The sequence below is a fragment of the Ferrovibrio sp. genome (genome assembly GCF_964218355.1).
GTDB lineage: Bacteria > Pseudomonadota > Alphaproteobacteria > Ferrovibrionales > Ferrovibrionaceae > Ferrovibrio.
In genome coordinates, this window is sequence record NZ_CAXPMC010000005.1 from 165,659 (window position 1) to 181,809 (window position 16,151).

Sequence of the window (16,151 nt, forward strand, 5' to 3'; positions counted from 1 at the left end):
AATCGTGAAGCCTCCGGCACCAGTCCGGCGGATCAGTTCGGCCGCGGCAGGTCGAACAGCAGGATTTCCGCACCCTCCGGTGCGGTAACCTCGATGCGGCCCTCGCCGATCAGGGCCGCTCCGGCTCGGGTGGCCACCGCATTGCCGTTGACGGTCACATTGCCATCGGCAACCACCAGATAGGCCATGCGGCCTTCCTTCAGGTCATAGCTGGCGCTGGCGGCCTTTTCGATCAGGGCGCCATAGAGCGTGGCATCCTGGTGGATCAGCAGCGTACCGGCATTGGCACCCAGTACCGCCTCTTCACCGGAAGCCAGCGGCACCAGCCGGTTGCCGCGGTCGGCCTTGGGAAACTGGGCCTGATCCCAGCGTGGTTTCAGCCGCGCCTGGCGCGGCTCGATCCAGATCTGGAACAGATGCGTCAGCTCGTCCTCGGCATTCCACTCCGAATGCATGATGCCGGTACCGGCGCTCATCACCTGCACGTCGCCGGCCGGGGTGCGGCCCTTGTTGCCAAGGCTGTCCTCGTGGCTGATCGCACCCTTGCGGACATAGGTGATGATTTCCATGTCGCGGTGGCCATGCATCGGGAACCCCGATTGCGGCTGGATCTCGTCGTCGTTCCATACGCGCAGTGGCCCGAAACCATGGCCCATCGGCGCGGCGACGCCGGAGAAGTTGAAGTGGAACCGGCTGTTCAGCCAGTCGATCTGCATGCGACCGAGACGGTCGAAAGGAACAACATGGATCATGGGGACCTCCGTGCGCGGCGATGGCCAGCAAGCCTGGATGGCCGTCGCCGCGCGGTTGAGAATGTTACGCCTTCAGCTTGGCGGCAATACCCGCCACATGCCGGCCCTGGAAACGGGCGGTCTTCAGTTCGGTCTCGCTCGGCTGGCGGCTGCCATCCGGGCCGGCGATGGTCCCGGCACCCAGCGGCGATCCGCCCTTGACGGCCGAGACATCCATGGTTTCGGGTATGGCATAGGGCAGGCCCACGATCACCATGCCATGGTGCAGCAGGGTGGTATGGAAGCTGCTGGCAGTGGTCTCGTTGCCGCCGCCGGTGCCGGTCGACACGAATACGCTGCCGACCTTGCCGACCAGCGCGCCCTTCACCCACAGACCGCCGGTCTGGTCGAGGAAGGTGCGCATCTGGCCGCTCATGTTGCCAAAGCGGGTGCCGGTGCCGAAGATGATGGCATCATAATCCGCCAGCTCGGCCGGATCGGCCACCGGGGCGGCCTGATCCCATTTGCCACCGGCCTTCCTGAAAGCCTCTTCCGGCATGGTTTCGGGCACACGCTTGACCGTCACCTGCGCGCCGCCGATCTCGCGGGCGCCGGCGGCCACGGCCTCGGCCATCTGTTCCACATGGCCGTACATCGAATGATAGAGCACCAGAACCTTGGTCATTGTCGTCTCCTGGGTGGCTGGGGTTGTTGGTATCGGTTCGATACGGACCATATGGCCGCCACCCGGATTGAAACAATAACGCCTTTGGAATAGGATTGTTTCCCATGATAGACAATCTTGCTGACCTGGCGGTTTTCGCCAAAGTGGTAGAGCTGAACAGCTTCAGCGAGGCCGCCCGCAATCTGAAACTGTCGAAATCGGCAGTGTCGAAGCAGGTTGCCCGGCTGGAAGACCGGCTAGGGGCCCAGCTGCTGCAGCGGACGACCCGGCGCCTGACGCTGACCGAAACCGGTCGCATCGTGCTGACCCATGCCCAGCGGGTGCTGGCCGAAGCCGATGCCGCCGATATTGCCGTGCAGTCGCTCTATTCGGCGCCGCGCGGCCGGCTGCGGGTGAATCTCCCGCTCAGCTTCGGGCTGGGCCATATCGCGCCGCTGGTGCCGGATTTTCTCAGCCTGTGCCCGGAACTGCATGTCGATCTCAGCTTCAACGACCGCCTCATCGACCTGCTGGAAGAAGATGTCGATCTGGCGATCCGCATCGGCGACCTGCGCGATTCCACCTTGGTGGCGCGCCGGCTGGCGCCGGCCCGTGCCGTTTTCTGTGCCGCCCCGGCCTATCTGCGGCGGGCCGGGGTGCCACTGAAGCCTGGCGACCTGCGCCAGCATGAATGCCTGCTCTACACCTACCTGCCCGAGCCCGATTCCTGGCCGGTTCTCGACGAGGCCGGGATTGCGGCCAGTATCCGCGTCTCCGGCCGCCTGCATGCGAATAATGGCGATGCCCTGCGGGCTGCGGCACTGGCCGGGCACGGCATCGTACGGCTGCCCAGCTTCATCGTCGGCCCGGACCTTGCGGCCGGTCTGCTGGTCCCGGTGCTGGAGGACTTCACGCCGCCGCCGGCCGGCATCTATGCGGTCTACCCGGCCCAGCGCTACCTGACGCCGAAGGTCAGGGCCTTCATCGACTTCCTGGCCGAGCGTTTCGGGCCGGAGCCGCCCTGGGACTGTGTCTGGCTGGACACAGTGGGCAGGAACCTGCGCTGACCGCACAAAGCGGGTTTACGGCGGCCCGGCGGCTGTGTTATCCAGCCGCTGCGACAAGAGGACGCATTCGTTATGACCCGCCAATGGCGACATCGACGACCGGCCCCCAGCGCACCGCAAATGCGAAAGCGGTGCGCGGCGGTTGTTCGCGTGCGCTGAAGCGGAAGTCAAAGACGCCACCATTCCTCGTCGACAGACAGCAGCTTCCAGGATGACCGCGAATCACCGGCCGACCGGACGGCAGGCTCAGGCCGCCCGTCCGCCCGTGGTCTCCGATTATGTTGCCGGAAGCAAGCTGATGTTCCCCATCTCTCCCGAGCGGCCCGCCGATGCCGCCCAGATCGAAACCCTGCTGGACCTGACCTTCGGATCCGAGCGGACGCAGAAAACCGTCTACCGGCTGCGCGAAGGCGTCGCGCATCTGAAGCCGCTGGCTTTCGTGGTGCGCCGGGATGCCGATGCCGCACTGCTTGGCTCGATCCGCTACTGGCCGGTGGCCCTCGGCGAAACCCAGGTTCCGGCGGTGATGCTGGGGCCGGTGGCCGTCCATCCGGATTACCAGGGGCAGGGAATCGGCCGTGCGCTGATCCGGCACAGCCTTTATGCCGCCACGCGGGTCGGCCACCGGATCTGTGTGCTGGTTGGTGACAAGCCCTATTACGAGCCTTTTGGGTTTACCAGTGCCGCCGATCGCGGCCTCGAGATGCCTGGCTGGGTCGAGCGCGAGCGGTTCCAGGTGATGGAGTTGCTGCCTGGTGCGCTGACCGGTGTGGCCGGTATGGTCGCCCGTCCGCCCCGGGGCCGGCGCAAGGCCGCCTGATCGTGGCGCGCCGGATTCTGGAAACGGATTTCGGTGTCGCGCTGCTGCTGGTCGACAGCATCACGGAGATCAGCGCCGCCGACGCCGGCTGGATCGTGCTTTCCGGCAGTCATGGCGGCCGCAGTGCGGCCAGCTATGCCGCAGCCGTGCCGCTGGCCCTTTGCATCTTCAACGATGCCGGCATCGGCAAGGAAGAGGCGGGGATAGCCGGGCTCCGGCTGCTGGATTACCCGGCCGCGGCCTGCAGCCATCTGACGGCACGAATCGGCGATCCGCAGGATGCCTGGGAGAATGGCGTCATCAGCACCGTGAATGCGGCGGCCAAACGCTGCGGCCTGTCATCCGGAGTTCCGTTGCCGGTCCTGGTGCGGCGGCTTGCCGGCACTGTCTAGCGGCTCTCGCGCCGCCACATCAGCATCAGGGCGGCCAGAACGGTGGCCAGCACAGCCAGCGGCAGGGCCAGCGGCGTCAGATGCAGTCCGGTGACGACGAAATCATGCTGGCGGTACAGTCCGATCCAGTTGCGGCCGGCCGCGTCGCGGGGTGTCGCGCGGGTCGGTTTTTCGATCATGCGGATATCGGGCAGGCCGTCGCGCAGCCAGCGGCTGCTGCCCTGGCTGGCATCGGTCAGTGGTTTCAGCACGGAGGCTGTGGCCCTTGGATCGGCGAATTCCTGCGGATTGACGGCACCGACCGTGGTCACGGTCTCCAGTTCGCCGTCGCGGATCCGGTATATGCCGGGCCGTTCGACCGGCAGGGCATTGCTGGCAATGCCATTGCCGCGTTCGATCAGGGGCAGCTTCTCCTCACGGCCATCGGGTCCCGTCACGCTGACTGGCGCATCGCGCGGCTTCAGGCTGCGGCGTTCGATCTCGATGCGGCCGCCCTGTGCGCTGGCCCGCAGGGATTCCTCCTCGAGATCCGGTTCCTTCATCGACCAGTGGGCCATCCGCCGGAGCAGCTCGGCCTGCGGGCCGCCGCCTTCGAAGCCGCGCGACCACAGCCAGATCTGGTCGGAATAGATCTGCGCGATGCGGCCCTTGTCGACACGGTCGAGAATCATCAGGGGTTCGCCCTGCGGCGTCTGCAGCAGGGTCTCGCCGCGCAAAGCCTCGACGCTGATGGCACGGAACCATTGCCCCCAGTTGGGTGTGCCGTCCGCCGGTCCGGCACCGGGCAGGCCGGCCGTGACCGGGTGGCGCCGGCCGGTTTCGGTCAGGCGTGGCCGGAACGGCTCGGTGCGGACCTGTCCGGTCGGCCGACCGGGAAATATCTCAGCCAGTGGTGTGCGATACAGGCTGAGCGGGGTGGCATAGGCCGGCCCCGAAACCTCAAGAAGCGCGCCGCCGCGCGCGACATAATTGGCGATATTCTCGAAATACGAAGACGGCAGAATGCCGCGCCGCCGGTAGCGGTCAAAGATGATGAGGTCGAATTCGTTCAGCTTCAGCTCGAACAGTTCGCGGATCGGAAAAGCGATCAGCGACAATTCGCGGATCGGCGTACCATCCTGCTTGTCCGGCGGCCTGAGGATCGTGAAATGCACGAGATCGACATTCGGATCGGCCTTCAGCAGATTGCGCCAGACCCGCTCGCCGGTATGGGCCTCGCCGGTGACCAGCAGGACCCGCAGGCGATCGCGGACGCCATTCACCGACAGCGCCACACGGTTGTTCAGTGGCGTCAGCTCGGTACCGATCGGGGCCACTTCGAATTCCAGCAGGCTGCGGCCGGCCCGGCGCAGCTTGAACGGGATCGTCAATTCACGGCCGACCGAAGCGACGATCGTCTGCTCCCCGACATCCTGCTGGCGAAACCGAAGCTCGGCGGTTTCGCCGGGCACGGCACCGGTATCATCGACCCGCAGGGTGACGGTGAGGTCCTGGTTCACCATGCCGAAGGTCGGGGCATTCTGCACCACCAGCCGGCGGTCGCGCTCGCCCGGCTGTCCGGTCAGCAGGACGTGCACCGGCGCCAGGGCAACATCGGCCATCGCTTCGGGTTCAGGCAGATCGTGGACCTGCCCGTCGGTCACCAGGATGCTGCCGGCCAGCCGGTGGCGTGGCAGGTCGCTCAGCGCCAGCGACAGGGCTGAATAGAGCCGGGTGCCTTCGTCGCGTTCGGCCTGACCGGCCTCCGGTTTGCCGGCGCGGATCACGCGGATATCGAGATTGTCGATGGCGGCGAGTTTCTCGCGCAGGGCCGTCTCGGCGGCCTCGGCCTGCTGGCGCCGCTGACCGATTCCCTGGCTGAGGCTGTCATCGACGACCATCACGGCGATATCCGGCAGTTCCGCGCGTTCTTCCCGGCGGGCCACCGGATTGGCCAGTGCCGCCAGCAGCAGCACGGCAACCAGCAGGCGCAGCAGGCTGCCCCGTGCGCGTCGCCACAGGCCCAGTACCATCAGGCCCAGCGCCAGCGCCGCGCAGGCCGCCAGCAGAGGCCATGGCACCAGCGGCGAAAAGGCGAAGCTCAGGCTGTCGGTCATGCGCTTCCTTACTGCCCCAGCCGTTCCAGCAGCGCCGGCACATGCACCTGGTCGGCCTTGTAATTGCCGGTCAGCGTGTACATCAGCAGGTTGATGCCGAAGCGATAGGCATATTCGCGCTGGCGGGGGTTGTTCGGGATCGTTGCGGCCAGCGGCCGCCCGGCCTGGTCCATGGCCCAGGCCGCCGCCCAGTCATGGCTGCCGATCACCATCGAGGTCACACCATCCTTGTCGCCGCCGGGATTGCGCTCGACCCAGAGCGAGCCGCCGGTATAGCGGCCGGGGAAGTCCTGCAGCAGGTAGAAGGCCTTGGTCAGCACATGGTCGGCAGGCACCGGCATCAGCGGCGGAATATCGAGGCGCGACAGCAACTGGCGCAGCTTGCCGGTATTCGGGCTGGCCGCCGTGCCGCTGAGGCCGAAAGCCTGGTCACGGGTATCGAACAGGATCATCCCGCCGGTCTTCATGAACTGGTCGATACGGCGCAGCGCAGCATCCGAGAGATCGCGCTGCTGCGGAGTGATCGGCCAGTACAGGAAAGGCAGTACCGAGATGTCATCGGCTTCCAGGTTCACCCCGATCGGCTCGACCGCCTCGATCGAGGTGCGCCGGTACAGAATCTCGGTCAGGCCATAGAGGCCGCTCCGGCTCATCTGGTCCAGATCGGCCTGGCCGGTCACCACATAAGCCAGCCGCAGGTCAAGCGAGGCGCGCATGGCGAAGTCTTCCGCTGCCGTCGGCCGCGATCCGGCTGGCTGGGCCAGGACGGGGCCGGCCGCCAGCAGCAATATGGCCGCCGCCAGCATGGCGACCGCGGGCCGGCGCAGGCGCGGCAGCAGGCCGCGCAGGGCGAGGCCGATCAGCCAGTCGGCAAGGAAGAGCAGCAGGGCAGCGGTCAGCAGCGGGGGCAGCAGGCGAGTTTCCTCTGCGGTTTCACCGAGATCGAGCAGCCGGGCATCCGCCGGCCAGCGGGATACCGGCTGCAGCACGGTGTCCGCCGTGGCGGCATTGAGGGCGCGGCGGCTGTCGAGCCGGCCGTACCAGCCGGGCGGATGACGCGGGCCGGCCGTCAGCCCGGCGGTATCGCGGGGCGGCAGCGGCTGCACCCCGGGGCCGGGCTGCACTGAGCGGCCGAAGCCATCCAGAACGGTCAGCGGTGGCAGTGGCGCATCGGCATCCTGCCCGCCCGCTGCCACGCCCTGCGACAGGTCGATCACCTTGCGCAGCATCTCGACGTAGAAGCCGCTGAGGGCAAGATCGGACCACAGGCTGTTGGCGGTGGTATGCACCAGGATCAGCCAGCCCTTGCCGCGGCGCTCGGCAGTGACCAGCGGCGTGCCATCCGTCAGTCGCAGCCAGGTCTTCTCGCCGATCCGGGCATCCGGCTCGGCAAGCACCTGGCGGCTGACCGTGATGTCATCTCCACCGCCGAGGCCGAAGAAGGGGCTGGTTTCCGGAATCGGCCCGAGATGCTGCGGCTGTTCCCATGACAGGGCACCACCCAGCTGCCTTGCCCCGCGCCGCAGGCGAACCGGCAGCAGGTCGTCGCCGGCCTCCGCCATCCGCGGGCCTCCGAAGCGCAGCAGCACACCGCCTTTCTCCAGCCAGTCGTTCAGCGGCTGGCGTTCGCTGCCCACGACCTGGGCCACATCGGCCAGCACGATCACGGCGATTTCGCGCTGCAGCAGTTCGGCAATGCTGCCATTGCGCAACTCGGCATAGGGGGTCAGCGCCCGCTGCAGGTAGAACAGGTCGTCCAGCAGCGGCTGCCGGGTCTCGATGGCACCGCCCGCGACCATGCCGACCGGCCTCCGCCGCCAGCGGTCGTCCAGCAGCTGCACGCCGCCGGCGCTGGGCATTTCCTCGATCTCCAGCCGTGACAGCTGGTTGCGCAATTCGCTCGGCAGACTGAGACGGACCGTTACCGTTTCGCTGCCGGCAGTGAAGGAGACCGGCTCGCGCTGCAGGATGCGGCCCTGTTCGGTGGCGGCCCGCAGGGTCAGGCTGCGGGGCGGCAGATCCGCACCGCCCGGCCTGCGCAGCATGACACTGTCGCCCTGGGCATCGGTGACCGGTGGCAGCAGGGTCAGGGCGCGGTCGCTGTCGGCCGGCAGGATGACGCTGACCGGCCCGCGCCGCAGCAGCCATTCCGCCAGCGTGTATGCTGCTTCGCCGCTGTCCCGGCCGGATGCATCCTGCAGGGCATCGCTGATCCAGACGGTTTCAGCCGGATCGGGCAGGCGGGCCTGCTGCAGGGCCTGCAGGACACCAGCCCGGCTGCCACGCCATGCCCTGGGTTCGAGGGCGGCGACGATGGGGCGCAGTTCGTCGGCAGGCATCAGCCGGCCGGGCTGGATGGCGCCGCCATCGGCCGGTGCGGAGGTGGTGAGGAGCAGGGCGGAGCGGCCATCGCGGGCGGCCTGGTCCAGAATTGCATCGGCACGGGCCAGCCTGTCGCGCCAGCGCGGTGCCGCGGTCCAGCCATCATCGATGACGAGGATCAGCGGCGCATTACTGCGACTGTCGGCCTGCGGGTTCAGCACCGGGCCGGCGAGGGCGATGATCGCCAGTGCAGCGATCAGCAGCCGCAGCAGCAGCAGCCAGAGCGGCGTATGGGCGGGGGTTTCCTCATGCGGCCGCAGCAGCAGCAGAAGGCGCAGCGGCGGGAAGGTGACCTCTTTCGGCTGCGGCGGCGTGATGCGCAGCAGCCACCAGATCACCGGCAGCAGCAGCAGCCCGGCCAGCGCCCATGGCGTCACGAAAGCCAGGCTGCCGAGGCTCAGCATGCCATCACCTCGCGGCCCGCGGCCCGCGGTCGCCCTGCAGGCCCATGAACAGTGTCAGCAGGGCTGCCTGCGGCGGGGTATCGGTGCGATGCTTCAGGTGCCGCCAGCCGAGGCGGCGGCAGATATCGGAGAGATCATGCTGGTGGGCGGCAAATATGCTGCGCCATTCGGCCGACAGGCTTTCGGCTCGCGGCGCCAGCAGCGGGCTTTCGCCCTCAAGGCCAAGGAAGCGCGTGCGGCCCGTATAGGGGAAATCTTCCTCGGCCGGGTCGACCAGCCGCAGCACGGTGCCTTTCACGCCCATATCCGCCAAAGCCCGCAGGCGGGTCGCGATGTCGGGCAGGGCATACAGGAAATCGCCGATCAGGACGACCTGGGCATGGCGCGGCAGCAATTGTGCCGGCGGCAGGCTCGCTTCGGCATTATCCTCGCGGGCGCGCAGCAGCCGCTCGGCCATGCGTTCCAGTACCAGCCGCCCATGCGCGGGCCGTTCCGGCGAGCCGAGCAGAGCGATCCGCTCGCCGCCGCGCAGCAGCAGGCTGCCCAGGGCCAGCAGCAGCAGGTCAGCCCGCTCATCCTTGCGCTCCTGGCCCAGCGGCGATTTCCAGCGCATCGATGGCGAGGGATCGCGCCACAGCCAGACGCTTTCGGCGGCTTCCCATTCGTTCTCGCGAATGAAGGTATGCGGACGCTTGGCGGTCTGGCGCCAGTCGATCCGGCTGATCGCATCACCCGGACTGTAGCGGCGGAACTGCCAGAAGGCATCGCCGGGTCCGACGCGGCGGCGGCCATGGACACCCTGTTCGACCGTGGCGGCGACCCGTTCGGCGGCAACCAGCAAAGGCGGCAGGAAAGCGGCAAGGTGTTCGGCGCGCTGGCGTCGGGCATGCAGCGTCGCCCCGGCCGCGGCCGCGCCGTTCATCGCATCCTGCCTGCGCGTCTGGTGTCTGTCCGTCGCGTCGCCGGCATACGGTCACTCCAGCGGTTTCGTCAGGCGGCCGATGACATCGGTGACGGTGATGCCGTCGGCCCGGGCGGCGAAGGTCAGGGCCATGCGGTGGCGCAGCACCGGAGCGGCCAGGGCCAGCACATCCTCCATCGACGGCGCCAGGCGGCCCTGCAGCAGGGCACGGGCCCGTACCGCCAGCATCAGCGCCTGGCTGGCGCGCGGGCCGGGGCCCCAGGCCACCAGGTCGGCCAGCCCCTCGACCGGGCTTTCCTCCGGCCGGCCAGCGCGGACCAGGGTCAGGATCGCTTCGACCACGTTGTCGCCGACCGGCAGGCGCCGGGCCAGCCGCTGGGCAGCCATCAGGTCGGCGGCGCTGAGCACGGCCGGTACCGCATCCTCGGTGGCGCCGGTGGTGGCGAACAGCATGCGGCGTTCGGCCTCGCGGTCCGGATAGCCGACATCGACCTGCAGCAGGAAGCGGTCGAGCTGTGCCTCCGGCAGCGGATAGGTGCCTTCCTGCTCCAGCGGATTCTGCGTGGCCAGAACATGGAACGGAGCCGGCAGTTCGTGGCGCTGGCCGGCCACCGAAACCTGCCGTTCCTGCATCGCCTGCAGCAGGGCAGACTGGGTGCGCGGGCTGGCGCGGTTGATTTCATCGGCCATCAGCAGCTGGCAGAAGATCGGGCCCGGTATGAACCGGAAAGAGCGACGGCCGGCGTCGTTTTCCTCAAGAACTTCGGAGCCGGTGATGTCGGCCGGCATCAGGTCGGGCGTGAACTGCACGCGGCGGGCATCGAGGCCCAGCACCCGGGCCAGGGTTTCCACCAGTTTGGTCTTGGCGAGGCCGGGCACGCCGACCAGCAGGGCGTGGCCGCCGGCCAGCAGGGTGATCAGGGTTTCCTCGACCACGGCTCCCTGGCCGAAGATCACCCGGCCGACAGCCTCGCGTGCGGCGCCGAGTCGACCGCCGATCCGTTCGATTTCGGGGAGGATTTGCTCGGCGGTATCGCTGAAATTGTGCATGCCATCGAGTATATAGTAGAAGCGAAATGAAAGCCCAGATGTCACGTATGACGGTTTCCAAGGCAGGAGCGCCCAGTCTCCAGGATGTGATCGCCCGCTTCGGCGGTGGCGCCGAACCGCGCAAGGCGCCCCCCGTACATCTGTGGAATCCGCCGTTTTGCGGCGAAATCGACATGCGGATCACCCGGGATGGCCGCTGGCATTACATGGGATCGCCGATCCCCCGGCCGGCGATGGTCCGCCTGTTTTCCGGAATCCTGCGGCGGGAGCCGGATGGCCGTTTCGTGCTGGTGACGCCGGTCGAGAAATGCGGCATCCGAGTCGACGACGCCCCCTTTGTGGCTGTCGAGATGACGGTTGCTGGCGATGGCGACAGGCAGTTGATCGCCTTCCGCACCAATGTCGACGACATCGTGCCGCTCGATGCACAGCATCCGCTGCGGGTGGCGGTCGATCCGGAAACCGGCGAGCCGTCGCCGTATGTCCTGGTGCGCGGCGAACTTGAGGCGCTGATCGCCCGATCCGTCTTCTATGACCTGGTGGCGCTGGCGGAAGAATACCGGGAGGGTGGCCGTCGGCGTCTCGGTGTACGCAGCGGCGGACAGTTGTTTCCGCTGGGAGATGCGGAATGAGCGCCCCGGTCATGACGGCGGACACCGCGACCGGTGCGGCGCCCAGCACGCCGCTGATCGAACGGTTGCGCCACCGCCTGCAGCCGGTGCCGGCGCTGGACAGCGTGCCGCGCGATTACACGGCGGCACGCAAAGGTGATTTCCAGCTCAACCCCGGCTTCGCGCCATTGCGCAAGGGGCCGCTGATGCCGGCCGCCGTGCTGGTGCCGGTGGTCGGTTATGGCGAGGGTGAGCGGGTGATCCTGACCAAGCGCACGGCGCATCTGTCCAACCATGCCGGCCAGGTCAGCTTTCCTGGCGGACGGGTCGACCGGGGCGACACCGATGTTGCCGCGACCGCCCTGCGCGAAACCGAGGAAGAGATCGGACTGGACCGCGCCCATGTGGCGGTGCTGGGCACCCTCGACCCCTATGTCACCGGCACCGGATTCGTGGTCGTGCCAGTGGTCGGGCTGGTGCGGCCGGGTTTTGCCCTCCGCCTGCAGCAGCATGAGGTGGCAGAGGTATTCGAGGTGCCGTTCGGCTTCCTGATGGATGGCCGCAATCACCAGCGGCACAAAGGCGTATTCAATGGCATCGAGCGGCAATGGTGGGCGATGCCATACAACGATTATTACATCTGGGGTGCCACTGCCGGCATGCTGCGCAATCTGCATGACCTGCTGGACGATGCCGCGGGCGCCCGGCCAGGGGGCGTGCCATGAGCCGGATCATTTTTCATCTGCTGCCGCTGGTGCTGCCGTTCTTGCTGTATGGTCTCTATGTCTGGCATGTGCGGCGCAGTGGCGGCGAGGGGCCGGCGGTGACGCCCTGGTTCTGGCTGTCCGCCATCGGCCTGACCCTGGTGGTGGCGGGCATGATCATTGGCGGGCTGATCACCGGGCAGGAGCCCGGTCAGTATGTGCCGGCGCGATTCGAGAACGGCAAGATCCTGCCTGGGCGGGTCGAATGACGGCAGGCGGATTGCCGCAGCCGCTGCCGGACTGGATGACTGCGGCGCCGGTCGGCCGGCTGTTTGCGGCGCTGGCAGCCGGCGGAGCCGAGGTGCGGTTTGTCGGCGGCTGCGTGCGGGACGCCCTGCTCGGTCTGGAACCTGCCGATATCGATCTGGCCACGCCGGAGCCGCCGGAAACGGTAATGCGCCGCCTGGCGGCAGCAAAGCTGAAAGCAATCCCCACCGGTATCGAGCATGGCACGGTAACCGCGGTGGTGCCGCCGCTGGTGGCGCAGATCACCACCCTGCGCCGTGATGTCGCCACCGATGGCAGGCATGCGGAGGTGGCTTTTGCCGCCGACGGATCGGAAGCCAGCTGGGCGGCCGATGCCGTGCGGCGCGACTTTACGGTCAACGCCCTGTCCGCAGGACCGGATGGCCGTCTGCATGACTACACGGAGGGGCGGGCCGATCTGGCGGCCGGCCGCATCCGTTTCATCGGCGTCCCGGAACAGCGGGTGGCAGAAGACTACCTGCGGGTGCTGCGGTTTTTCCGGTTTCATGGCCGGTTTGCCCGCGGCACACCGGATCCCGCTTCGCTGGCGGCCTGTCGTGCCGCCACCGGCGAATTGCACCGGCTGTCGGGCGAGCGGATACGTGACGAGCTGCTGAAGATACTCGCCTTGCCGAATGCCTCAGAGGTGCTGGCGCTGATGCAGGACAGCGGTGTCCTGCCTGTGCTGCTGCCTGGTGCCGGTTTCGATGCGGCGCGATTTATGCGGCTGCTGACCCTGCAGGCGCAGATCGCGGCCGCAGGCGGGATCGAGCCCGAGGTCTGGCCGCGCCTGGCGCTGCTGCTGCCGGCCGGACAGGCCGATGCGGTAGCCGACCGGCTGAAGCTGTCGAATGCCCAGCGGCTGCGGCTGCAGGGCCTGCTCGAACCGCTGCCGCTGGACTGGGCTGCGGTCGGGGATGACGAGGCGTTCGGGCTGGCGCTTTACCGCCACGGGGCTGAGCGCTGCCGGGACCATGTGCTGCTGGCGGCGCTGGCCGATCCGGCACGGGATGCCCTTGCCGCACAACGGCTCGCCATGGCCGCCAGCTGGCGCCGGCCGGTCTTTCCGCTGCGGGGGGCCGATGTGCTGGCGCTGGGCCTGTCGCCGAGCCCGACGATCAGTCTGCTGCTGCGGGATATCGAAACCTGGTGGGCAGCGGCAGGCTTCCGGCCCGATCGCGAAGCCTGTCTGCTGCATCTGCGCGGCCTTGTGCGGGACGGCAATGAGGCGGAAGCCGGGGCTCTGGCGGATCCGGCCGCGGAGGGGCGGCAAAAGCGCTCTTAGCAACTGATTCTGTTTGATTTTTTGGGTGTTCTGTCGCCTGGCGACAAGATGGGACCGCAATCGGCTTCGGTCCCCATCGGTGCCTGCGCAACTTGCGAAATCAGTGCAGGCGGGAAGTAATCAGGGCGAATACTGGGGCTGACCCCGGAAAGAACTCGAGCTCCACGTCGGCGCCGTAAATCCGGTCGTCGATGTGGAGCTCGAGGCCAAACTCAAACTGACTTACTTCTTCTTGGCGGCCTTCTTCTTGGCAGCCTTCTTCTTCGCCTTCGGCGCCTTCTTGGCCTTCACGGCCTTCTTGGCAACCTTCTTGACGACCTTCTTCGCGGCCTTCTTGACGGCCTTCTTGGCTACCTTCTTCTTAGCAGCCTTTTTCTTCGCAGCAGCCATGTTCTCCTCCATGGATAAATGCGGTTCACACCGCAACGAAGTTTCGAGAAATGTTTCTCGAACAAGCGTATCTGTAGCACAACGTTGCGGCATTAACCACAAAATCTTGCGCGCACTTAAAATTTTGTTAAAAGCGCGTCCATTTTGCCTCAGTGCGTGGGGGATTCGCACGAACGAAAATGCACCGGCCAAGTAAAACGCTGATGGGGACTTTGCGCAGCGCACGAATTACGTGAGCGCGCGCGAGGCCGCATAAATACTGGCGATTCCGACTATGGCCATTTCACGCTTGGCGGCATCGACATCAGGATCGCGTCGGTGTTGCCGCCGGTCTTCAGGCCGAAAGTCGTGCCGCGATCGTAGAGCAGATTGAACTCGACATACCGACCGCGGCGGACCAGCTGATGCTCCCTTTCTGCCGCCGACCACGACTCATTTTGGTGCCGGCGGACGATTTTTGGGTAGGTCGCGAGGAACGATTCGCCGACGGCCCGGGTGAAGGCGAAATCGTCTGCCCAGTCGCCGCTGGCGAGACGGTCGTAGAAGATTCCGCCGGCCCCGCGCGGCTCGTTCCGGTGTGGCAGGAAGAAGTACTCGTCGCACCATGCCTTGAAGCGGGGGTAATAGGTCGGATCGAAGCGGTCGCAGGCATCCCGCAGGCCGGCATGGAACTGTGCGGCATCCTCGGCATCGGGCAACATCGGCGTGAGATCGGCGCCGCCGCCGAACCAACTCTCGCGGGTGACCAGGAAGCGGGTATTCATGTGCACGGCCGGCACCTTCGGCGACTGCATATGCGCCACCAGCGAAATCCCGGACGCCCAGAACCGGCCGTCTTCGGCGGCTCCGGGGATCTGCTGGCGGAATTCGGGACTGAACTCGCCATGCACGGTGGAGACGTTGACCCCCACCTTCTCGAAGACCCGGCCATGCATGATGCTCATGACGCCACCGCCGCCGCCGGGCCGGTCCCAGCTGCGGCGTTCGAAGCGGCCCGGCGGCCGGTCGGCCAGTGGCCCCGCCTGTTCATCTTCGAGCTGCTCGAAAGCGGCGCAGATGCGATCGCGCAGGGTTTCGAACCAGGCGCGGGCCTGTTGCTGGCGGTCGGAAAGTACGGTGTCGGTCATGATCACGAGAGGTCCTCGGGGCTGGCTTCGCGGCGCGGGAAAGCCTGCAGCTGGCGCAGGGCCTCGCCCAGCACCATGGCGGCAGCAGTGGCGACATTGATGGACCGTAACCCGGCCCGGATCGGGATGACCAGACGCGCATCGGCCGCGGCATGGACATGGGCCGGCGCGCCACGACTTTCGCTGCCCAGCAACAGGATGTCGTCAGGCGCGAAGCGGAAGGCGGTATAGGGCACGGCGGCACGGGTGGTCAGCAGCAGCAGGCGGCCGGCCGGCCGTTCGGCCAGGAAGTGCTCCCAGCTGAGATGCCGGACGATCTCGGCATGTTCGAGGTAATCCATGGCGCTGCGGCGGACCGCCTGGACGGAAAACGGAAAGCCGCAGGGCTCGATCACATGGACGGGGCTCGCCAGGCAGGCCCCCAGCCGCAGGATGGTACCGAGATTGGGGGGGATATCGGGTTCAAAAAGGGCGAGCCGCATGGGGGTCCGGAGGGTTTGGCCGACAGGTTGTTTTTTTCGCGGTTTACCGACGGGATTCCAACCGCAAGACCCCTGCGGCAACCTGTCGCATGCCGCGACCGAAATACTGGACTTCGCCAACATATAGTGAGAAATATCCCCTCTCGTTTCCAGGACCTTATTCTTCGAGGGAGCTATGGCAGGGACAGCGACCCAAAAGGCCGGCACGGCCGAGCCGACCCGCCGCGACTTTATTGTCGTTGCGGCGAGTGCGTTTGGCGCGGTTGGCGCGGCGGCGGCGGTATGGCCGTTTATCGACCAGATGAATCCGTCGGCGGACGTCTTGGCGCTGTCCAGCACAGAGGTCGATCTCAGCCAGATCGCGGCAGGCCAGAGCGTCACCATCCTGTGGCGCGGCAAGCCGGTCTTCGTGCGGCACCGCACCGAGGCCGAGATTGCCACCGCCCGCAAGGACGACACGGCCGACCTGAAGGACCCCGAAAAGGACGAGGCCCGCGTGAAGAAGCCGGAATGGCTGGTCATGATGGGCGTCTGCACCCATCTCGGCTGCGTGCCGCTGGGCCAGCAGGGCGAATACGGCGGGTGGTTCTGCCCCTGCCACGGGTCGCACTACGACACGTCGGGCCGCATCCGCAAAGGCCCTGCGCCCCTGAACCTGCCGGTGCCGGAATACACATTCCTCACCGATACCCGCATCCGCATCGGCTAAGGACCCCGA

At 67.1% G+C, this 16,151-nt stretch carries 17 protein-coding genes; 8 read left to right on the forward strand and 9 right to left on the reverse strand.

The window, feature by feature from the left end; translation table 11 throughout:
• Window positions 1-32: 32 nt before the first annotated feature.
• The gene (locus ACEQZY_RS02270) at window positions 33-752 is read right to left on the reverse strand and encodes a pirin family protein (RefSeq protein WP_370151965.1); all 720 of its coding nucleotides are present in this window, start codon (window positions 750-752) and stop codon (window positions 33-35) included.
• A 64-nt stretch (window positions 753-816) separates the two neighbouring features.
• Complete coding sequence (wrbA, locus tag ACEQZY_RS02275; protein ID WP_341702740.1) at window positions 817-1,416, reverse strand: NAD(P)H:quinone oxidoreductase; 600 nt, start codon at window positions 1,414-1,416, stop codon at window positions 817-819.
• Window positions 1,417-1,520: 104 nt separating this feature from the next.
• Between wrbA and ACEQZY_RS02280 the strand changes: the two genes are divergently transcribed.
• The 3 genes from ACEQZY_RS02280 to ACEQZY_RS02290 all read left to right on the forward strand — a co-directional run bounded on the left by ACEQZY_RS02280 (window position 1,521) and on the right by ACEQZY_RS02290 (window position 3,674).
• The gene (locus ACEQZY_RS02280; protein WP_341702739.1) at window positions 1,521-2,462 is read left to right on the forward strand and encodes a LysR family transcriptional regulator; all 942 of its coding nucleotides are present in this window, start codon (window positions 1,521-1,523) and stop codon (window positions 2,460-2,462) included.
• 298 nt (window positions 2,463-2,760) lie between these two features.
• Window positions 2,761-3,282 carry an N-acetyltransferase gene (locus ACEQZY_RS02285; RefSeq protein ID WP_341702738.1) on the forward strand — a complete coding sequence of 174 codons (522 nt, stop codon included), beginning with the start codon at window positions 2,761-2,763 and terminating at the stop codon, window positions 3,280-3,282.
• Between the two features lie 2 nt (window positions 3,283-3,284).
• Window positions 3,285-3,674, forward strand: coding sequence for a hypothetical protein (locus ACEQZY_RS02290; RefSeq protein WP_341702737.1), 390 nt, complete (start codon window positions 3,285-3,287; stop codon window positions 3,672-3,674).
• Here the strand turns inward: ACEQZY_RS02290 and ACEQZY_RS02295 are convergent.
• The 4 genes from ACEQZY_RS02295 to ACEQZY_RS02310 are packed head-to-tail and all read right to left on the reverse strand — an operon-like array spanning window position 3,671 to window position 10,528.
• Window positions 3,671-5,770, reverse strand: a complete 2,100-nt coding sequence (locus ACEQZY_RS02295; protein WP_370151968.1) for a hypothetical protein — start codon at window positions 5,768-5,770, stop codon at window positions 3,671-3,673. The genes ACEQZY_RS02290 and ACEQZY_RS02295 overlap by 4 nt on opposite strands.
• Before the next feature lie 8 nt (window positions 5,771-5,778).
• Window positions 5,779-8,556 carry a DUF4159 domain-containing protein gene (locus ACEQZY_RS02300; protein WP_370151970.1) on the reverse strand — a complete coding sequence of 926 codons (2,778 nt, stop codon included), beginning with the start codon at window positions 8,554-8,556 and terminating at the stop codon, window positions 5,779-5,781.
• A gap of 4 nt (window positions 8,557-8,560) precedes the next feature.
• Window positions 8,561-9,478, reverse strand: a complete 918-nt coding sequence (locus tag ACEQZY_RS02305) for a DUF58 domain-containing protein (protein ID WP_341702734.1) — start codon at window positions 9,476-9,478, stop codon at window positions 8,561-8,563.
• Between the two features lie 51 nt (window positions 9,479-9,529).
• On the reverse strand, window positions 9,530-10,528 hold the full coding sequence (locus ACEQZY_RS02310; protein WP_370152027.1) for an AAA family ATPase: 999 nt from the start codon (window positions 10,526-10,528) through the stop codon (window positions 9,530-9,532).
• A gap of 38 nt (window positions 10,529-10,566) precedes the next feature.
• Between ACEQZY_RS02310 and ACEQZY_RS02315 the strand changes: the two genes are divergently transcribed.
• From ACEQZY_RS02315 to ACEQZY_RS02330, 4 genes are read left to right on the forward strand one after another with little or no spacing between them, the layout of a single operon-like run.
• The gene (locus ACEQZY_RS02315; protein ID WP_341702732.1) at window positions 10,567-11,160 is read left to right on the forward strand and encodes a DUF1285 domain-containing protein; all 594 of its coding nucleotides are present in this window, start codon (window positions 10,567-10,569) and stop codon (window positions 11,158-11,160) included.
• Entirely contained in the window at window positions 11,157-11,864 is a 708-nt protein-coding gene (locus ACEQZY_RS02320) for a CoA pyrophosphatase (RefSeq protein ID WP_370151972.1), read from the forward strand. The genes ACEQZY_RS02315 and ACEQZY_RS02320 overlap by 4 nt, the downstream gene beginning before the upstream one ends.
• Complete coding sequence (locus tag ACEQZY_RS02325; RefSeq protein ID WP_370151974.1) at window positions 11,861-12,112, forward strand: DUF6111 family protein; 252 nt, start codon at window positions 11,861-11,863, stop codon at window positions 12,110-12,112. The genes ACEQZY_RS02320 and ACEQZY_RS02325 overlap by 4 nt, the downstream gene beginning before the upstream one ends.
• Window positions 12,109-13,434 carry a CCA tRNA nucleotidyltransferase gene (locus ACEQZY_RS02330; RefSeq protein WP_370151976.1) on the forward strand — a complete coding sequence of 442 codons (1,326 nt, stop codon included), beginning with the start codon at window positions 12,109-12,111 and terminating at the stop codon, window positions 13,432-13,434. Before ACEQZY_RS02325 ends, ACEQZY_RS02330 begins: the two co-directional genes overlap by 4 nt.
• Window positions 13,435-13,656: 222 nt before the next feature.
• Here the strand turns inward: ACEQZY_RS02330 and ACEQZY_RS02335 are convergent, their stop codons facing one another.
• The 3 genes from ACEQZY_RS02335 to ACEQZY_RS02345 all read right to left on the reverse strand — a co-directional run bounded on the left by ACEQZY_RS02335 (window position 13,657) and on the right by ACEQZY_RS02345 (window position 15,433).
• On the reverse strand, window positions 13,657-13,824 hold the full coding sequence (locus ACEQZY_RS02335) for a hypothetical protein (RefSeq protein ID WP_341702728.1): 168 nt from the start codon (window positions 13,822-13,824) through the stop codon (window positions 13,657-13,659).
• Window positions 13,825-14,096: 272 nt separating this feature from the next.
• The gene (hemF, locus tag ACEQZY_RS02340) at window positions 14,097-14,951 is read right to left on the reverse strand and encodes an oxygen-dependent coproporphyrinogen oxidase (protein ID WP_341702727.1); all 855 of its coding nucleotides are present in this window, start codon (window positions 14,949-14,951) and stop codon (window positions 14,097-14,099) included.
• A gap of 2 nt (window positions 14,952-14,953) precedes the next feature.
• A complete protein-coding gene (locus ACEQZY_RS02345) occupies window positions 14,954-15,433 on the reverse strand; it encodes a tRNA (cytidine(34)-2'-O)-methyltransferase (protein WP_370151979.1) in 480 nt (159 codons plus the stop codon).
• 175 nt (window positions 15,434-15,608) lie between these two features.
• On the opposite strand from ACEQZY_RS02345, the gene petA reads away from it, so the two are divergent.
• Complete coding sequence (gene petA / locus ACEQZY_RS02350; RefSeq protein WP_341702725.1) at window positions 15,609-16,142, forward strand: ubiquinol-cytochrome c reductase iron-sulfur subunit; 534 nt, start codon at window positions 15,609-15,611, stop codon at window positions 16,140-16,142.
• Window positions 16,143-16,151 lie beyond the last annotated feature (9 nt).